Here is a 14356-nt window from a genome sequence, read left to right as displayed (position 1 = left end):
GAATCAGTGTTTTGAATGTATACTTTTTTTATTAATTTAAGAGTAACACTTGAAAAGGATGGAAGTCAATGTGATGTGTATAATGAAATTTTTTGGACTGTCCACGGTTAGGAGAATTTTAGTTGTTTATTCGTATTAAGGCAGAATAATGGCATTAAAAACTTCTGGAACTTGATATAATGAATCTATAGGAATATTCTTCTAAACTGGCGTTTTGATGGATATTTAATAGATGAATTAATTCATTCTGAATTTATTATGCTTTAACAGGATTGGGGTAACCAACATGAAGAGAGGTTTAGTTATATTGAAAAAGTTACAGCCTTTAATGTCAAGGGTGTTTACTATGGCAATAATGGTTGCGGTTTTTTACTGTATGTTCATGTTCGCAGACTTGGAGAAGGAAAAGACAGACAGCGGCGGGCGTCATAACGAGCAATCCGTTAATTTTGAAAAGACGAGCGATCAAGAAGAGAAGCCTGCAGGTTCTTTGGTGAACTATTGTAAAGATAGTGCTAATGAGAGTCGCACCTCCAGTTGGTTTGGTATTGAAGAAGACGTTCTGGAACCTAGCGAATATACGGTTGAATGCATGGAACACTTGGAATAGCAGCAGAGTTCCTATGGATCAACCGTAAATTTGAAGTTCAGGACAATAAGGATTCTGGACATCAGGGTTTAGCGAAAAGGTAAGGACATATAGCCGAACATTTCCGTGAGCGGGGGACATCCAAAAGCTGGTGGCTTAATGGAACGGAGTGGAATTCACGGGAATATAAGTGTTTTGGAAAATAAGGCTTCGCCGAAATGATTGGTGACGAACGGGTACGCAGGGGGGAGGCCATATTTGTTGCATATAGAACATTGACAATGGCCTGTTTGGATCTTGACCAAACAGGTTTTTAGTATGAAAGGAAATCCAATGGATAGAATGGAATAGAATATTATGAAGAATGAAGGAAAATTTTCCACCCCCATATCTTTTTCACTTTCTGAAACGTTTATAGGATAGAGGGTGTTGAAGGAGTGAGAAAAATGATAAATAAGTTAAGGGAAGATATTTCTGAAGAAAAGGATAACGGTGCGATCTTGCGTGAAGTCTATCCTGAATTGCTTCGGTTTTGCCGATTCCTAACCCAAAATAATTGGGATGGGGATGATTTGGCACAGGAAACGATATTGAAGGCAATGCAGGGCTATGGTAAGAAAACCGAGATAACAACGGCTTTATTGAAAACGATAGCCCGCCATTCCTGGATTGATACGATACGAAAAAGGAAAAAAGAATCATTAGACGAACTGTTGGATACCGAACAACAGGGATCAGTTGGGGAAAATGCCTTTGAAACGGTTGAATATATAATAAAGTCACTTACCCCGAAACAAGCTGTTGTTTTCCTGTTAAAGGAAGGATTCCTCTATCGGACAAAAGAAATATCAGAATATTTGCACACCACGGAAACGGCTGTAAAGGCAATCTTGAACCGTGTGAAAAAGCGTTTTGCCGATGAGGCTGAAGAGCGTAAGTTGTCTTGTGTGGAAGATTGGCAAGGTGATGAGGAACAGCGGCTCATGTCCCTGATGACTAAGGCTTTAAAAGCCCAGAATCCTGATATCCTCATTAGAAGCATCCCATCTTTCAAATCCTTGAACAGTGAATCGATGATTCCTAAACTGATGAATCGTTCGATTCTTTCCAAATCAAGCTTCACTCCTTCAAACACACTCTCAATGGCTGCATAGCCAATATCATTGATAGGAGGAAGAAGAGATATGACCACAATTCCATATGTAATTGAGCAATCAGGCAAGGGTGAGCGCTCGTATGATATTTATTCCAGACTTCTAAAAGACCGTATCATCATGATTGGGGAAGAAATCACCGATCATTTAGCCAATAGTGTGGTTGCTCAATTGTTATTCTTGGCAGCAGATGCACCTGAGAAGGAAATTACCATTTTCATAAACAGTCCGGGGGGATCGACCAGTGCCGGTTTCGCCATTTATGATACGATGCAATATATTAAGCCTGATATCCGGACTGTATGTACGGGGATGGCTGCATCATTCGGTGCCATGCTTTTATTGGCGGGTACGAAAGGGAAACGGTGCGCTTTGCCAAATAGTGAAATCATGCTTCATCAACCGCTTGGTGGGGCGAGGGGGCAAGCCACGGAAATTGAAATTTCTGCCCGAAGGATTTTGAAACTAAAGGATCATATCAATCAAATCATCTCGGAAAGGACTGGGCAGCCTATCGAAAAGGTGGCGAAGGACACCGATCGTGATTACTTCTTAAGCGCAATAGAGGCGAAGGATTACGGTATAATCGATGAAATAATCGTTCAAGATAATTAATCCTGATAAAAAAGGCCATCAGTAAACTCAAAAATAAGCTGGATGAAAACGAAAAGAAACTGTAGATATCTATATCGGCAGTTTCTTTTTTACCTTCGACATTACTCCATATATTTATTTTCAAATCCCCATACCTCGTTCCAATACTTTTTTGGATCCACTAATGTAGCTTCATCTCAATGGCCGCATAGCCAATATTATTTTAGGAGGAAGAAGAGATATGACCACCATTCCATATGTGTGAAAAAATAGAAGGGTGCCCAGGGTGATTATTGATATCTGAAACTACTGAAATTCTTTTTGAAAAGGGCTGAGATAAGGATTTTGGATGTCTACCTTTTCTGGATAGTCCATCCATTTAATATGTTAAAATAAATATTATCTAACATTATCAATATCTTGGAGGAAGTTTCTATGAAGAAAACGCAAAAGGTTTTACTTATTAGTGGAATCTTTGTTGGGGCATTATTCGGGTTGGGGATTGCTTCCTTTAAAATCATTGAAAACTCCAATGATTACGAAAAAGCACAACTGGAGATCGAAGCCAGGGAAACCAAAGAACAAATTGAAAGAGAAAGAGAGGATGTGAAAATCAAAGCCCAGAGGGAAGCGAAAGCTAAAGCGGCGGAACTTGAAGCGAAAACAGCCATATATGATGGGATTGAATTTGAAACAGGACTTGATGGAGACTCAACCGAAACGGAAGTCATGGACGTCATGCATAAAATGACTCATCAAAAAGTTCGATCGCAAGATAAATGGGGAGCTATACCGATGTCCCCTAAGATTATAGAAGAGGTTTATAAAATAGTGGATTTAAGTGATTTTCAGCATAGAGATAGATTGCTCGGCATTGCTGCCAGGTGGCGGGACTTTAATTTTAGCACGATCGTTCAGGACCATAACTTCTTTTGGGAAGACAAAGAAGGCACCGTTGGAAAAGCCCATGGCACATTAAGTGCGGCAGAAGAGATTGAATTCATTGAAGTGAATTTTAAGTGAGGCCATTTGCAGGGAAGTACTGAATATATCAAAGGGCGAGTTGATAAGATCCGTTCAATAAAGAAAACACTTAAACCTCCTGCAATAAGGCCAGTTCCTCAGGAGGTTTGAGTGTTTACAATTCAACTCAGTCATTCGCTTATGGGGAAGTCAAGCAATGGAACCTTTCATTCTATACATGAGTTTTATTTCTTAATAATTAGTGTGCTAGACTCGTTCTCCTTGTTTACGGGAACGTCTTTTCCTACTGTGACCCTGCGAACGACGCGGTGCTGGTCCCCGTAATCGGCAATAGCGTAATGCTGCGTGGCTAGGTTATCCCAAATGACCACGTCCCCTTCACTCCATTGCCAACGCACGGTATTTTCTAAGCGCGTGACGTATGAATCGAAGATGCTTAATAATCTTTCAGATTCACTTGTTGTATATCCTTCCACTCTGCCGGCAAAGCCACCTAATAATAAATGTCTTTTTCCGGTTTCTGCGTGCACGTGAACGACTGGGTGCCTTGTTTTATAAATGGTCGATTCGAATATATCACGATATTTCTTTTTAACCTCATCATCAATGTTTTCGGCTGGTTTGAATTGTGCATAATCATATTCATTTGTATGGATCGCCCATAGTTCATCCGCTAAATTCTTCAATCCCTCAGGCAGGTCCTCATATGCTTTATTCGTATTTGCCCATACTGTATCGCCTCCAACATCAGGGATGGTTACACCTCTTAAAACAGAGTATTTGGGGACCTCTGGAACAAAAGTGACATCAGTATGCCAATGGTTTGCTTTAGCGCCCCGTTCGGAATCAAGTTCGAAAATATAGTTAGTGTTGTCTTTGACCGGTACTGTAGGATGCGCATAAGGTTCACCCAATAGTTTGGCAAATGCCTCTTGGCTGGCATCGTCCAAATGACTTTGACCCTTGAAGAATACGACTTTATGATCGTTTAACGCTTGTTTGATTTCATTGAAAATAGCTAAATCCAAGTCTCCGCTTAATTGGACTCCTTGAATTTCCGCACCAATCCTTCCTGCTACGGGTACCACTATTAATTGTTGTGTTTTAGTTTCCGTCATAATCAATCTCCTCCTATAAAGTATGTTTTTTTATTTTTTAAAGGCTGCATCAATGTATTCATTGTGGATCTGGTTTTTAAAATTAAATGATTTCTTGATATAACCCACACCAGCTAAAGTATCGATTGATTCTTGTTGTGCCTTGATGGCATCATCGGTAAAGTAGATATTTGGTTCTTCAGCCGTTATTATTTTCTTGACTGTGCTCACAGGCAATTTAGTTTCTTTAGAATAAATTTCAGAGGCTTCATCTGGATTTGCAATTTGCCAATCGGCAGCTTTTTTATAAACCTTTAAATAGGCCTCGACAATTTCAGGATGTGCTTTTGCAAATTCGTTACGTGCAATGATTGCACCAGGAGCTAATATTTTTTCTTTTACTTTAAGTGCGACTGCATTCCCTTTTTTAATATTATTAAGGTAATAAGGGTTCCATATCGCCCAGGCGTCCAATTGTTTGGTTTCAAAAGCGGATTGAGCATCATCCGGTTGTAAATTGATGAGTTTAATATCATCAATCGTTAAACCATGTGCTTTCAATGCCTTGATTAAATACACATGACCTGTTGTCCCGGAGGCAACACCGACCGTTTTTCCCTTTAAGTCTTCAATCTTCTTAATGTCTCCTTCTGGCTGAGCCAGGATCCGGACAGATGACTCACCTCGACCCGTTTGTGCAATCACTTCAAATGGCAGATTCTTATCAATTCCGGCAATCAGTGCACCATCCCCTAAAAAAGATAGGTCAACCCGATTGGAAGCGAGGGATTCCAAAAGCGGGGGACCACTCGGGAATTCACTCCACTCGATTTGGGCATCCAGTTTAGAAAACTCTTCGTCGAACAATCCCTTTTCCTTTGCAATGACCAATGGCCCCATCTTTCCATTTAAGGCAATATGAACTTTAAGTGGATCACTTTTCCCGGAAGCCTTGCCGGCATCGGAATTGCAACCTGCCAATACAGCAATGCTAATGATGGCAAGCAATATGGCGGTTAACTTGTTACGGTATCCCTTCATGAATTCCCTCCTTTTTTATTACACTTACCTCATCTGGATAGTCAGATTAATGACAAAAAGAGATTCAACGAAGAGTATGCAGGGTTACTCTCCATTGAATCTCCGGTAGTCCAGTTGATTCACATGACCTATATTTAATTGGTTTTTTGTGAAGCGGATTTGTGTATGAATGCATCTTATCAGGTGTTAGAATAATCTGTCAATTCCTTTTTTAATTAATCCGATAAAATAAATTGGTATTGAGTGTTGATTATAAATAATCGATAAGTTAATATAAAATGAAATATAGAATCGACTAGTTAACTAGAGATTCAGCAAAGGGACAATATGTGCCTTATTGCTGGATCTCTATTTTTTTTATTTGAGAAAGGGTGAGGTTATTGGTAGCGATGTTAGAAATGAATCATGTAAGCAAAACATTTAAGAATGATAATGAAAGTGTCCATGTTTTGGATAATTTAAATCTGCACGTCAAAAATGGTGAGTTCGTCACCATCATTGGTCCGAGCGGCTGCGGGAAAAGCACACTATTAAAGCTGATCGCAGGGCTTGATTCAGACTTTGACGGCACGATCATAGCAGGGGATCATCCGGTTAGCGCCCCTTCTAAAGACCGTGGTTTCATTTTTCAGGAGCACCGCTTATTTCCATGGCTGAATGTGGAGAAAAATATTGCAGGTAACCTTCCATTAAAAAAAACGGACATTAGAAAAAGGGTGGACGCTTTAATTTCACTTGTTAAGCTAAAAGGATTTGAAAAGGCGTATCCACGCCAATTATCCGGTGGAATGTCGCAGCGTGTTGCCATTGCCAGGGCCTTATTACGTAATCCTGAAGTTTTATTGCTGGATGAGCCATTTGGTGCATTGGATGCTTTCACGCGAACGCATCTTCAAGAGGCTTTACTAGAAATATGGGAGAGGAATATGACAACGATGGTGCTTGTCACCCATGATATTGATGAATCCATCTTTTTATCGAGCAAAGTGGTAGTCATGGAGGCAAAGCCTGGACGGATTAAAGCTATCGTTCCAATCGATTTACCATATCCAAGAACTCGAACAAGCAAAGCGTTCCAGGAATTCAGGACTGTCATTTTAACCCAACTTGATCATCATCCGGAAGAAAGGGAAGATTGGAGCATTTAATTAATTTTTGAAAAAAGGAAGGATGAAAAATATGTCTACACAGACCGTTGCTCAAAACAAGTCGCTTGTCATGAGGAAAACGAAAAAACAATCCAAACTTGCCAAATCAGCATTGCGGGGTTCGTTCCTTCCTGTTGTCGTGTTGATTGCATGGCAATCATTAGGTTCGGTTGGCATCCTGCCTGCTCAATTATTCTCATCTCCTTTATTGATCGTCACGACTTTCATTGATCTCGTTCGGTCAGGGGAAATGGGCATGCATTTACAAATCAGTTTAACGCGGGCTCTTCTTGGCTTTGCATTAGGTGGTTTTTTAGGCTTATTGCTAGGAGTCATCGTGGGCATGCAAAAAAAATCCGAAGAATATCTTAATCCGAGCATTCAAATGTTACGAACGGTTCCTTTACTTGCGATTACCCCTTTATTCATAATGTGGTTCGGGTTTGGTGAACTATCCAAAGTGCTGCTTATTGCTTTAGGTGCTTTTTTTCCTCTATATTTACAAACTTTTTTGGGCCTTCGGAATGTGGATAAAAAACTATACGATGTTGCCAGAATCTTAGAGTTTAGCCGTCTGGAACAAATAACGAAGCTCATGATTCCGGCAGCTTTGCCAAACATATTGCTTGGTATCCGTTTAGCCTTAAGTGCGGCTTGGATGTGCCTGGTCGTAGCTGAATTGTTGGGTGCGGATAGAGGAGTGGGCTTCATGATCCAGGATGCCCGTTCATTCATGCAGACGGACGTCGTATTCGTAGGCATCATCATTTTTGCCGTCGCTGGCAAAATCTCCGATTCGTTTGTCCGCTTTTTAGAAAATCATTTACTGAAATGGCAAGATAGTTTTAAAGCCTAATTGAAAAGGATGACCGCTCGGTTTTGGGAGGTCATCCTTTTTCTTGTTTGGTAATGTTTGTTTAATCTATTTCTCTATGTAAGGGCAAATAAATGGTGAAGGATGTCCCTTTGTTCAATTCGCTCTGCACCACGATTTTCCCTTTGTATTTTTGAACGATGGAATAACAAACGGTCAGTCCGATACCTGTTCCCCTGTCTTTAAGCGAATAAAAAGGGGTACCGAGTATTTCAAGCTGTTTTTTGGAGAGGCCCATTCCTGTATCCGTTATTCGTATTTTTGCCATAGTGCCTTCCTGCCCTGTTTCCACTTTGATGAATCCGGGATTGTTCATTGACTCAATTCCATTTTTTATGATATTGACCAGTATCTGTTTAAGCTCGATGGGACTCATGTTAATGTGCAGGTCGTCACGGAAATCCAAGAGAAAGCCTATGTTTCGATTATTGGCGAAACTCGTTAATAGATCGGAAATCTTTTGGATCTCGAAATTTAAAGGAATGACCTCTACATTATCCGTTTGCGGTTTTGCCAAAGACAAATAATCATTGATTATCACTTGTGTATATTCGAGTTCTGTGAGTATGGTCTGTACATAAAATTTTTCCGTTTCATTCAGTTCCTTCTCTTGGTCCAATAACTGGGCAAACCCTTTCACGACTGTAATCGGATTACGTATCTCATGTGCAATGGTGGCAGCGAGCTGTCCGATTGAGTTCAGTTGCTTGGCCTGCTGTATTTCCTTGTGAAATGCATTTGTGGATTCGACCCTATTATTGGTTCCTATGAATACGAATACCAATATGATTTGTATGGCGATAAAATTAAGCGTGTTGCCGAAACTATCCAAAGCGACATATTCATAAGTGTTTTGAAAATCCGTTTTTGAAATGATCAAGATGGAAGCGGGACCTAATATGAAATTTAAAGTGGCGACAATATAAAACCCGATTTTATCAAAGAGAAAAATGGGAATCAAGGGTGCTAAAGCAAATAAAGCCAACATGATTGCGGTATCTGGAAATATCAAGAATTTTCCATATAAATAAACAGTAATTAAGAAAATGAATAGGGTTTTATAAAAATTGACTTCAGTTTTTAAGTAAAATAACAGAGAAATTATCATCCCCGATATTAAAATGACCTGCAATATCATCTCGTAGGGATTATCTTTCCAACTTATAGGTGATACAGAAATCCCAACTAATAGTAAAAGGGATATCATTGCCATGAATGCTTTCAGTATAAATCGGTGTTTGTTTTGATAATATTGATAATTTTTTAACATAATTCCCCTTAATATTAATATTCTGTTTGTTTGTTTAATAGTAATATGATACTAGTTTTTTGTAAATCAGAAAAAGATAGGTGTTGCCATCGATATTTTTTCTATATAGTACCGGAAGGGGAGGTCAAGGAGTTAGGAACATATCTATCCATGCTCACTTAGTATGTCAACATTGGCACATCTGATCTAATATATGGGTTTTATAGGGGTTGTTTTTGGTTTAGTATGGATGTGTAAGACTTAAAGAACAAGCCCTAATGGGGATGAACGATAAAGAAATCGTTAAAGACTGCGAAGAATGGAGTTAAGTAATGAGATTCTGAAAATATTTGGTTGTTGGTATTTGGGTGACTGTTTTTTTCTACTATTTCAATATGTACATGCCAAGAAACTTTTTATATTTTCTAATTGGATCACCAGTATCCATGTTTAGCACGTTTTTTATGTATGATTTTTTTTAGAAAGAGAGGCTTTTAGCGGGTTTATGAATGCACGTGGGTAATTGTTTGATAGGTTATTTTACTCATTTTTACTAAAATATGATTTCTTTACATTATATTAGCTGTAGATTCACATTCCCCTTCTAAAATGATGGTAATAATAGGAGGGGGAGAGGGAAAATGAAAAGGAATATAAAGAAATTCGGCTTTTGTATGATGAGTGCGGCCTTTATATTGCAAGCTACTTCCATGGGGGTCTCAGCTGCAAATGGAAATCATTCCAATTCATCTATTTATGAGAAGAAAATCGTGAATATTGCACATCGAGGAGCTTCTGGTCATGCACCTGAACATACCATTCCAGCTTATCAATTGGGAGAACAAATGAAAGGTGACTACATAGAAATCGATCTTCAGATGACCAAGGATGGAAGATTGATAGCCATGCATGATGAAAAGGTGGATCGTACAACGAATGGTACAGGACTGGTGAAGGATTTAACGCTGGCAGAAATCAAGAAACTGGAGGCCGGTTCATGGTTCAATGAACAAAATCCGCAATTGGCAAAAGAGGTATATGAAGGGGCAAAGGTTCCCACTCTTGAAGAAGTCTTTAAGAAGTTCGGAAAGCAGGCCAATTACTATATCGAAACAAAGTCCCCTGAAGTATATCCAGGAATGGAAGAAGAACTTCTGCAGGTTCTAGAAGAATATAAAATGGTGGATTCAAAAGGCCGTACCAAGAATGTATTAATACAATCGTTCAGTAAAGAAAGCCTTATGAAGGTTCATGACATGAATCCAAAGTTACCGCTTGTGCAACTCTATTCTTATAAGAACCCAGCAACCATTTCCGATGAAGAATTGGAATCCGTTAAGGAATATGCAATTGGCGTTGGCCCGAACTTCAATAAGGTTGACGGACAATATGTGAAGATGGTTCGCAGTCATGACCTTCAATTCCATCCATATACAGTAAATGATAGAGCGGATATGAAAAAGGCTCTTGAATGGGGTGCAACGGGGCTGTTCACTAATTATCCTGATGTATTCAGCGAGGTACTAAGAGAGTACAAGCATGATAATCACGATGAAAATGGGAGTTTATAAGGTTACTATATAATTGCTTCATATGTGAGTCCCGGTTTTCCGGGGCTTTTTTTGTATTGAAGGGCATGATTAGTGGGGAAATTGGGTGGTCTTAGGCTTAGCGGTCTTTTTTGACGGGTATAACAAATGTATTAAAAATATTTTAGGAGGTTGATTATGAAAGCTGTCACTTTTCAAGGAGCAAAAGAGATACAGGTAAAACAAGTTGAAGATCCGAAACTGCAGCAAAAGGATGATATCATCGTCCGAGTGACTTCAACGGCTATTTGCGGATCCGATCTCCATATATATCAGGGTGCTTTGCCCACGCATAAGGATTATGTCATTGGCCATGAACCGATGGGCATCGTTGAAGAAGTGGGTTCGGGAGTAACGAAGGTGAAAAAAGGGGACAGGGTTGTCCTGCCTTTTAACATTTCTTGTGGGCACTGTTATTATTGTGAACATGATATGGAGAGCCAATGTGATAATTCCAACCCAAATGAAGCGGTGGATACAGGCGGATACTTTGGTTTTACGGAACGATATGGGAACTATCCAGGCGGACAGGCTGAATATTTAAGGGTCCCATATGGAAACTTCATGCCGTTTGTCATACCAGAGTCATGTGAGCTTGAAGATGAAGCACTATTGTTCATGTCCGATGTGCTGCCAACCGCATATTGGAGTGTAGAGAATGCTGGCGTCAAGAAAGATGATACGGTAGCGGTGCTTGGCTGTGGGCCGATAGGCTTGATGGCTCAGAAGTTCGCTTGGATGAAAGGTGCAAAAAGGGTCATTGCAATCGACAATCTTCCTTATCGGCTCAATAAGGCAAAACAGATGAATAAGGTTGAGGCGTATAACTTCGACGAGTATAACGATATGGGCAGCTACATTAAGGAAATCACTTCAGGCGGGGCCGATGTGGTCATCGATTGTGTGGGTATGGATGGCAAGAAATCAACGATCGAGGCGATTGAGCAAAAGCTGAAACTTCAGGGCGGAACGTTAAGCGCGATGGAGATTGCACTTAACGCCGTACGTAAATTCGGTACGATCCAACTGACTGGCGTATATGGATCCAAATATAACATGTTCCCATTAGGCAATTTATTTGAAAGGAACATTAACCTGAAAATGGGGCAAGCACCTGTCATTCACTACATGCCAAAGCTTTTTGATGAAATCACGGATGGAAAGTTCGACCCTACGGAAATCATATCCCATAAAGTCCCTCTCGAAAAAGCGAGTGAAGCTTATCAAATCTTTAACGATCACGAAGATGAATGCATTAAAGTGGTGTTAAAGCCTTAATCTTAAGCTTATAAAAAGTCCAATGCATGGAGTTGCATTGGACTTTTTGGATATGTTCACAAATGGTTAATGGTGTATTATGGATAAACGTATAAAAGAGGTGTGAAATATGAATGATAATTATGCCTTTGTACGGAAGAAATCAGGATTACACTGATTTTTTCCGGAAATGTGACGACTGACCCTTCAGATGATGAAGGAGCATATGATTCAAAAAGAAGAGTTGATTTAATAATAAGGTGCATTGCCAAGTGAACTTGAATAAGGGGTTTGGGTAATGAGATGGAGTATTTTTATTATATAATGATAGTGACAAAAGGAGGATGTATAGATGGTATATAATTCGGCAGCAGAACTTTGTGAAGGGTTTGGGTATCCGCCCGTTCACGTTAAATTGACGATAGAGATCGTCGATAAGAGATTGGGACCTGTAACGGCGGAAGCAGAGATTGCCATCAAGCCTGTTAAGTCAAAGGAATATCTAGAAGTATTGGTGGAAGAATTGGAATCGGAGCATATCTTTGCTGATGAAAATGGCAGTATCTATGGCAGCTTCGGCATCGATCAAAGTATCCAGATATATGATGAAGTCTTGGCTACAATTCCGTTCGAAGAGTTAATAGGAAAGGAAAATTGGAAAGAGACAATTGAGGAATCAATCACTGTGGATAAGCTAAAGGAACAACTGGGGAAATCCCTCAATGATTATCAATTCAGTGATTTGAGCGGGAAATATAAATTCAGGAAAAGATGTACGATAACGGAACTTCAATTCATAGAATAAACCAAAACTGGAGAAGGCGAAATGCTTTCTCTTTTTTCAATGCCATTATAATCAAATGCTGATAGTGACACAATCCGTAAGAGTTTTTAAACATACACAATGTCAAGAAGAGATCAGTAAGGTTTTTTATGGTTGCAACATACATTTTTTTATGGTTTTACATAGGGTAATATATTGATAAGGACTTTTACAAGAAAACGAAATGTATATTTTAAAAGGTAAAAAGGAGAATATATGAAAATTGGTTTGGTACGGCATTTTAAGGTGGCACATGAATTTCCCACTGGGAGACCTGTTACGGCGGATGATATGAGGCAATGGTTTGAGGATTATGATGCAGCGGATATCATTTACGGTACGACTTTATTCGGTGTGGAGGAATGGCAGGAATGTTATTGCAGTGATATGTCGAGAGCTGTCAAGACAGCCGAACATATCTATCCAGGTACGGTTCATCGGATGGAGGAGCTGCGGGAAATACCTTCCCCTCCACTTAAAGGAAAGGTTAAGCTGCCGTTCATCCTTTGGGCCATCTGGATCCGCTGCTGCTCGGTAATCAACAAGCAGACAAGGGCGGAAATTAAGATCGCTGAGCAAAGGATCAATAAAGTATTGGATGAGGTCTTAGCAAAAGGGGACAGGGATGTTCTGATCGTGAGTCATGCCGCCCTCATGGTATATATGAGGAAAGAGCTGATACGACGGGGGTTCACAGGTCCAAAGTTCAAGATTGCCAGTAATGGAAAGCTTTATGTATTTGAAAGATGATAAAGGGAATATATTAGGTTTCCCATTAGGAAGGGAAGGTCATTTTTGCTTATTTTAAGAAAGAGGAAGGCATTTGCCGAATAGTTATTCTTTTTTTATTGGTTGTGGTTTATTATTGTAATAGTGTAATTTTTGCGAATTCAATAATAGGGAAAGAGGGGTGGACATTTTGCTGAAGGCAGTTTTTTTTGATTTAGATGATACATTACTTTGGGATCAGAAAAGTGTAAAAGAGGCTTTTGTGGCCACATGCGAAGTGGCTAAGGCGAAATATGACCTGAATGTAGACGAGTTTGAAGAGGCTGTGCGAAAGGAAGCACGTGAGCTTTATTCTTCTTACGATACATATGCATTCACTCAAATGATCGGAATCAACCCATTTGAGGGATTATGGGGAAACTTTCAGGATGATCATGATGAATTCCGGAAGATGGCCGGGATTGCACCGGCTTATCGGAAAGAAGCGTGGACGAGAGGTTTGAAGGCATTAGGGATCGATGATCCGGAATTTGGGCTTGAACTGGCAGAACGATTCCCGGCCGAGAGACGCAAAAAGCCATTTATCTATGAAGAGTCCTTCCGTGTTCTCGATGAATTAAAAGGGAAGTACAAATTGCTATTGCTTACGAATGGGTCTCCTGAACTGCAAAATACCAAACTTGAAATTACGCCTGAACTGGTTCCTTATTTCGACCAAATCGTGATTTCAGGCGCTTTTGGACGAGGTAAACCAGATGCCTCCATTTTTGAGCATGCTTTGGAAATCATGGAGCTTGATAAGGATGAAGTATTGATGGTCGGAGATAATTTAATGACCGATATCCTTGGAGCATCACGGGTAGGCATAAAGTCAGTTTGGATAAATCGCCATGATAAGGAACGGAATGAAGTGATTCCAACCTATGAAATCAAGCATTTAGAGGAGCTTTACCCAATTCTTGAGAGCTTGGGGAATTAATTAATGGCCCTCTCCAAATAACAGATTTTGGAGAGTTGTAATGAAAATATTAGGTCTTTCAAATTATTTACAGAATGAAAAGGGTGATATATAGTTACCCTGTAATCAATTAAATTATTCAGACTAGGGGTGTCCAATAAAAGTTGGGCTGAGAGAGAAGCGCTTAAGCTTCTTAACCCTCAGGACCTGATCTGGTTCATACCAGCGTGGGGAAGTTAGAATCTACTAAACAATGACATTTCAATTGGT

General features: G+C 39.8%; 14 protein-coding genes and 1 riboswitch. Of the genes, 11 read left to right on the top strand and 3 right to left on the bottom strand.

Annotation, left to right across the window (positions count from 1 at the left end; translation table 11 throughout):
* The first annotated feature begins 286 nt into the window (after positions 1-286).
* The 4 genes from ACQKFG_RS04745 (at position 287) to ACQKFG_RS04730 (ending at position 3360) form a co-directional block, all read left to right on the top strand.
* On the top strand, positions 287-610 hold the full coding sequence (locus ACQKFG_RS04745) for a hypothetical protein (RefSeq protein ID WP_427556673.1): 324 nt from the start codon (positions 287-289) through the stop codon (positions 608-610).
* 425 nt (positions 611-1035) lie between these two features.
* Entirely contained in the window at positions 1036-1743 is a 708-nt protein-coding gene (locus ACQKFG_RS04740) for a sigma-70 family RNA polymerase sigma factor (RefSeq protein ID WP_427556670.1), read from the top strand.
* 30 nt (positions 1744-1773) lie between these two features.
* Positions 1774-2358, top strand: coding sequence for an ATP-dependent Clp endopeptidase proteolytic subunit ClpP (gene clpP / locus ACQKFG_RS04735; RefSeq protein WP_098370859.1), 585 nt, complete (start codon positions 1774-1776; stop codon positions 2356-2358).
* Positions 2359-2772: 414 nt separating this feature from the next.
* The gene (locus tag ACQKFG_RS04730) at positions 2773-3360 is read left to right on the top strand and encodes a DUF6241 domain-containing protein (protein WP_349730374.1); all 588 of its coding nucleotides are present in this window, start codon (positions 2773-2775) and stop codon (positions 3358-3360) included.
* A 185-nt stretch (positions 3361-3545) separates the two neighbouring features.
* Here the strand turns inward: ACQKFG_RS04730 and ACQKFG_RS04725 are convergent, their stop codons facing one another.
* Positions 3546-4439 carry a TauD/TfdA dioxygenase family protein gene (locus ACQKFG_RS04725; protein WP_427556666.1) on the bottom strand — a complete coding sequence of 298 codons (894 nt, stop codon included), beginning with the start codon at positions 4437-4439 and terminating at the stop codon, positions 3546-3548.
* Positions 4440-4469: 30 nt separating this feature from the next.
* Positions 4470-5459, bottom strand: a complete 990-nt coding sequence (locus ACQKFG_RS04720; protein ID WP_427556663.1) for an aliphatic sulfonate ABC transporter substrate-binding protein — start codon at positions 5457-5459, stop codon at positions 4470-4472.
* 389 nt (positions 5460-5848) lie between these two features.
* Here ACQKFG_RS04720 and ACQKFG_RS04715 point away from each other — a divergent pair, with 389 nt between their 5' ends.
* Together ACQKFG_RS04715 and ACQKFG_RS04710 are read left to right on the top strand one after the other, a co-directional pair.
* Complete coding sequence (locus ACQKFG_RS04715; RefSeq protein ID WP_427556774.1) at positions 5849-6607, top strand: ABC transporter ATP-binding protein; 759 nt, start codon at positions 5849-5851, stop codon at positions 6605-6607.
* 22 nt (positions 6608-6629) lie between these two features.
* A complete protein-coding gene (locus ACQKFG_RS04710; RefSeq protein ID WP_370662513.1) occupies positions 6630-7463 on the top strand; it encodes an ABC transporter permease in 834 nt (277 codons plus the stop codon).
* Between the two features lie 61 nt (positions 7464-7524).
* On the opposite strand, the gene ACQKFG_RS04705 is transcribed toward ACQKFG_RS04710, so the two are convergent.
* Positions 7525-8751: an ATP-binding protein gene (locus tag ACQKFG_RS04705; RefSeq protein WP_427556659.1), complete on the bottom strand. Its 1227-nt coding sequence runs from the start codon at positions 8749-8751 to the stop codon at positions 7525-7527.
* Positions 8752-9371: 620 nt separating this feature from the next.
* Between ACQKFG_RS04705 and ACQKFG_RS04700 the strand changes: the two genes are divergently transcribed.
* The 5 genes from ACQKFG_RS04700 (at position 9372) to ACQKFG_RS04680 (ending at position 14107) form a co-directional block, all read left to right on the top strand.
* Entirely contained in the window at positions 9372-10301 is a 930-nt protein-coding gene (locus ACQKFG_RS04700; RefSeq protein WP_427556656.1) for a glycerophosphodiester phosphodiesterase, read from the top strand.
* Between the two features lie 156 nt (positions 10302-10457).
* Entirely contained in the window at positions 10458-11597 is a 1140-nt protein-coding gene (locus tag ACQKFG_RS04695; protein WP_427556653.1) for a zinc-dependent alcohol dehydrogenase, read from the top strand.
* A gap of 331 nt (positions 11598-11928) precedes the next feature.
* Positions 11929-12381, top strand: a complete 453-nt coding sequence (locus tag ACQKFG_RS04690) for a hypothetical protein (RefSeq protein ID WP_427556650.1) — start codon at positions 11929-11931, stop codon at positions 12379-12381.
* A 234-nt stretch (positions 12382-12615) separates the two neighbouring features.
* Positions 12616-13149 (top strand): histidine phosphatase family protein, encoded by a 534-nt coding sequence (locus ACQKFG_RS04685; RefSeq protein WP_192207912.1) that lies wholly within the window; start codon positions 12616-12618, stop codon positions 13147-13149.
* A 169-nt stretch (positions 13150-13318) separates the two neighbouring features.
* Positions 13319-14107 carry an HAD family hydrolase gene (locus ACQKFG_RS04680; protein ID WP_427556646.1) on the top strand — a complete coding sequence of 263 codons (789 nt, stop codon included), beginning with the start codon at positions 13319-13321 and terminating at the stop codon, positions 14105-14107.
* Positions 14108-14222: 115 nt separating this feature from the next.
* Positions 14223-14337, top strand: a riboswitch (TPP riboswitch).
* Positions 14338-14356 lie beyond the last annotated feature (19 nt).

The organism is Peribacillus sp. NPDC076916, from assembly GCF_050269675.1.
GTDB classification, from domain to species: Bacteria; Bacillota; Bacilli; order Bacillales; family DSM-1321; genus Peribacillus; species Peribacillus aracenensis.
Note: the sequence above shows the minus strand (reverse complement) of the source record. Positions and strands in the feature narration are given on the sequence as shown.

Coding starts and splice junctions, on each gene's coding strand:
- ACQKFG_RS04745 (WP_427556673.1), top strand. CDS start 287: ATGAAGAGAGGTTTAGTTATATTGAAAAAGTTACAGCCTTTAATGTCA.
- ACQKFG_RS04740 (WP_427556670.1), top strand. CDS start 1,036: ATGATAAATAAGTTAAGGGAAGATATTTCTGAAGAAAAGGATAACGGT.
- clpP (WP_098370859.1), top strand. CDS start 1,774: ATGACCACAATTCCATATGTAATTGAGCAATCAGGCAAGGGTGAGCGC.
- ACQKFG_RS04730 (WP_349730374.1), top strand. CDS start 2,773: ATGAAGAAAACGCAAAAGGTTTTACTTATTAGTGGAATCTTTGTTGGG.
- ACQKFG_RS04725 (WP_427556666.1), bottom strand. CDS start 4,439: ATGACGGAAACTAAAACACAACAATTAATAGTGGTACCCGTAGCAGGA.
- ACQKFG_RS04720 (WP_427556663.1), bottom strand. CDS start 5,459: ATGAAGGGATACCGTAACAAGTTAACCGCCATATTGCTTGCCATCATT.
- ACQKFG_RS04715 (WP_427556774.1), top strand. CDS start 5,849: ATGTTAGAAATGAATCATGTAAGCAAAACATTTAAGAATGATAATGAA.
- ACQKFG_RS04710 (WP_370662513.1), top strand. CDS start 6,630: ATGAAAAATATGTCTACACAGACCGTTGCTCAAAACAAGTCGCTTGTC.
- ACQKFG_RS04705 (WP_427556659.1), bottom strand. CDS start 8,751: ATGTTAAAAAATTATCAATATTATCAAAACAAACACCGATTTATACTG.
- ACQKFG_RS04700 (WP_427556656.1), top strand. CDS start 9,372: ATGAAAAGGAATATAAAGAAATTCGGCTTTTGTATGATGAGTGCGGCC.
- ACQKFG_RS04695 (WP_427556653.1), top strand. CDS start 10,458: ATGAAAGCTGTCACTTTTCAAGGAGCAAAAGAGATACAGGTAAAACAA.
- ACQKFG_RS04690 (WP_427556650.1), top strand. CDS start 11,929: ATGGTATATAATTCGGCAGCAGAACTTTGTGAAGGGTTTGGGTATCCG.
- ACQKFG_RS04685 (WP_192207912.1), top strand. CDS start 12,616: ATGAAAATTGGTTTGGTACGGCATTTTAAGGTGGCACATGAATTTCCC.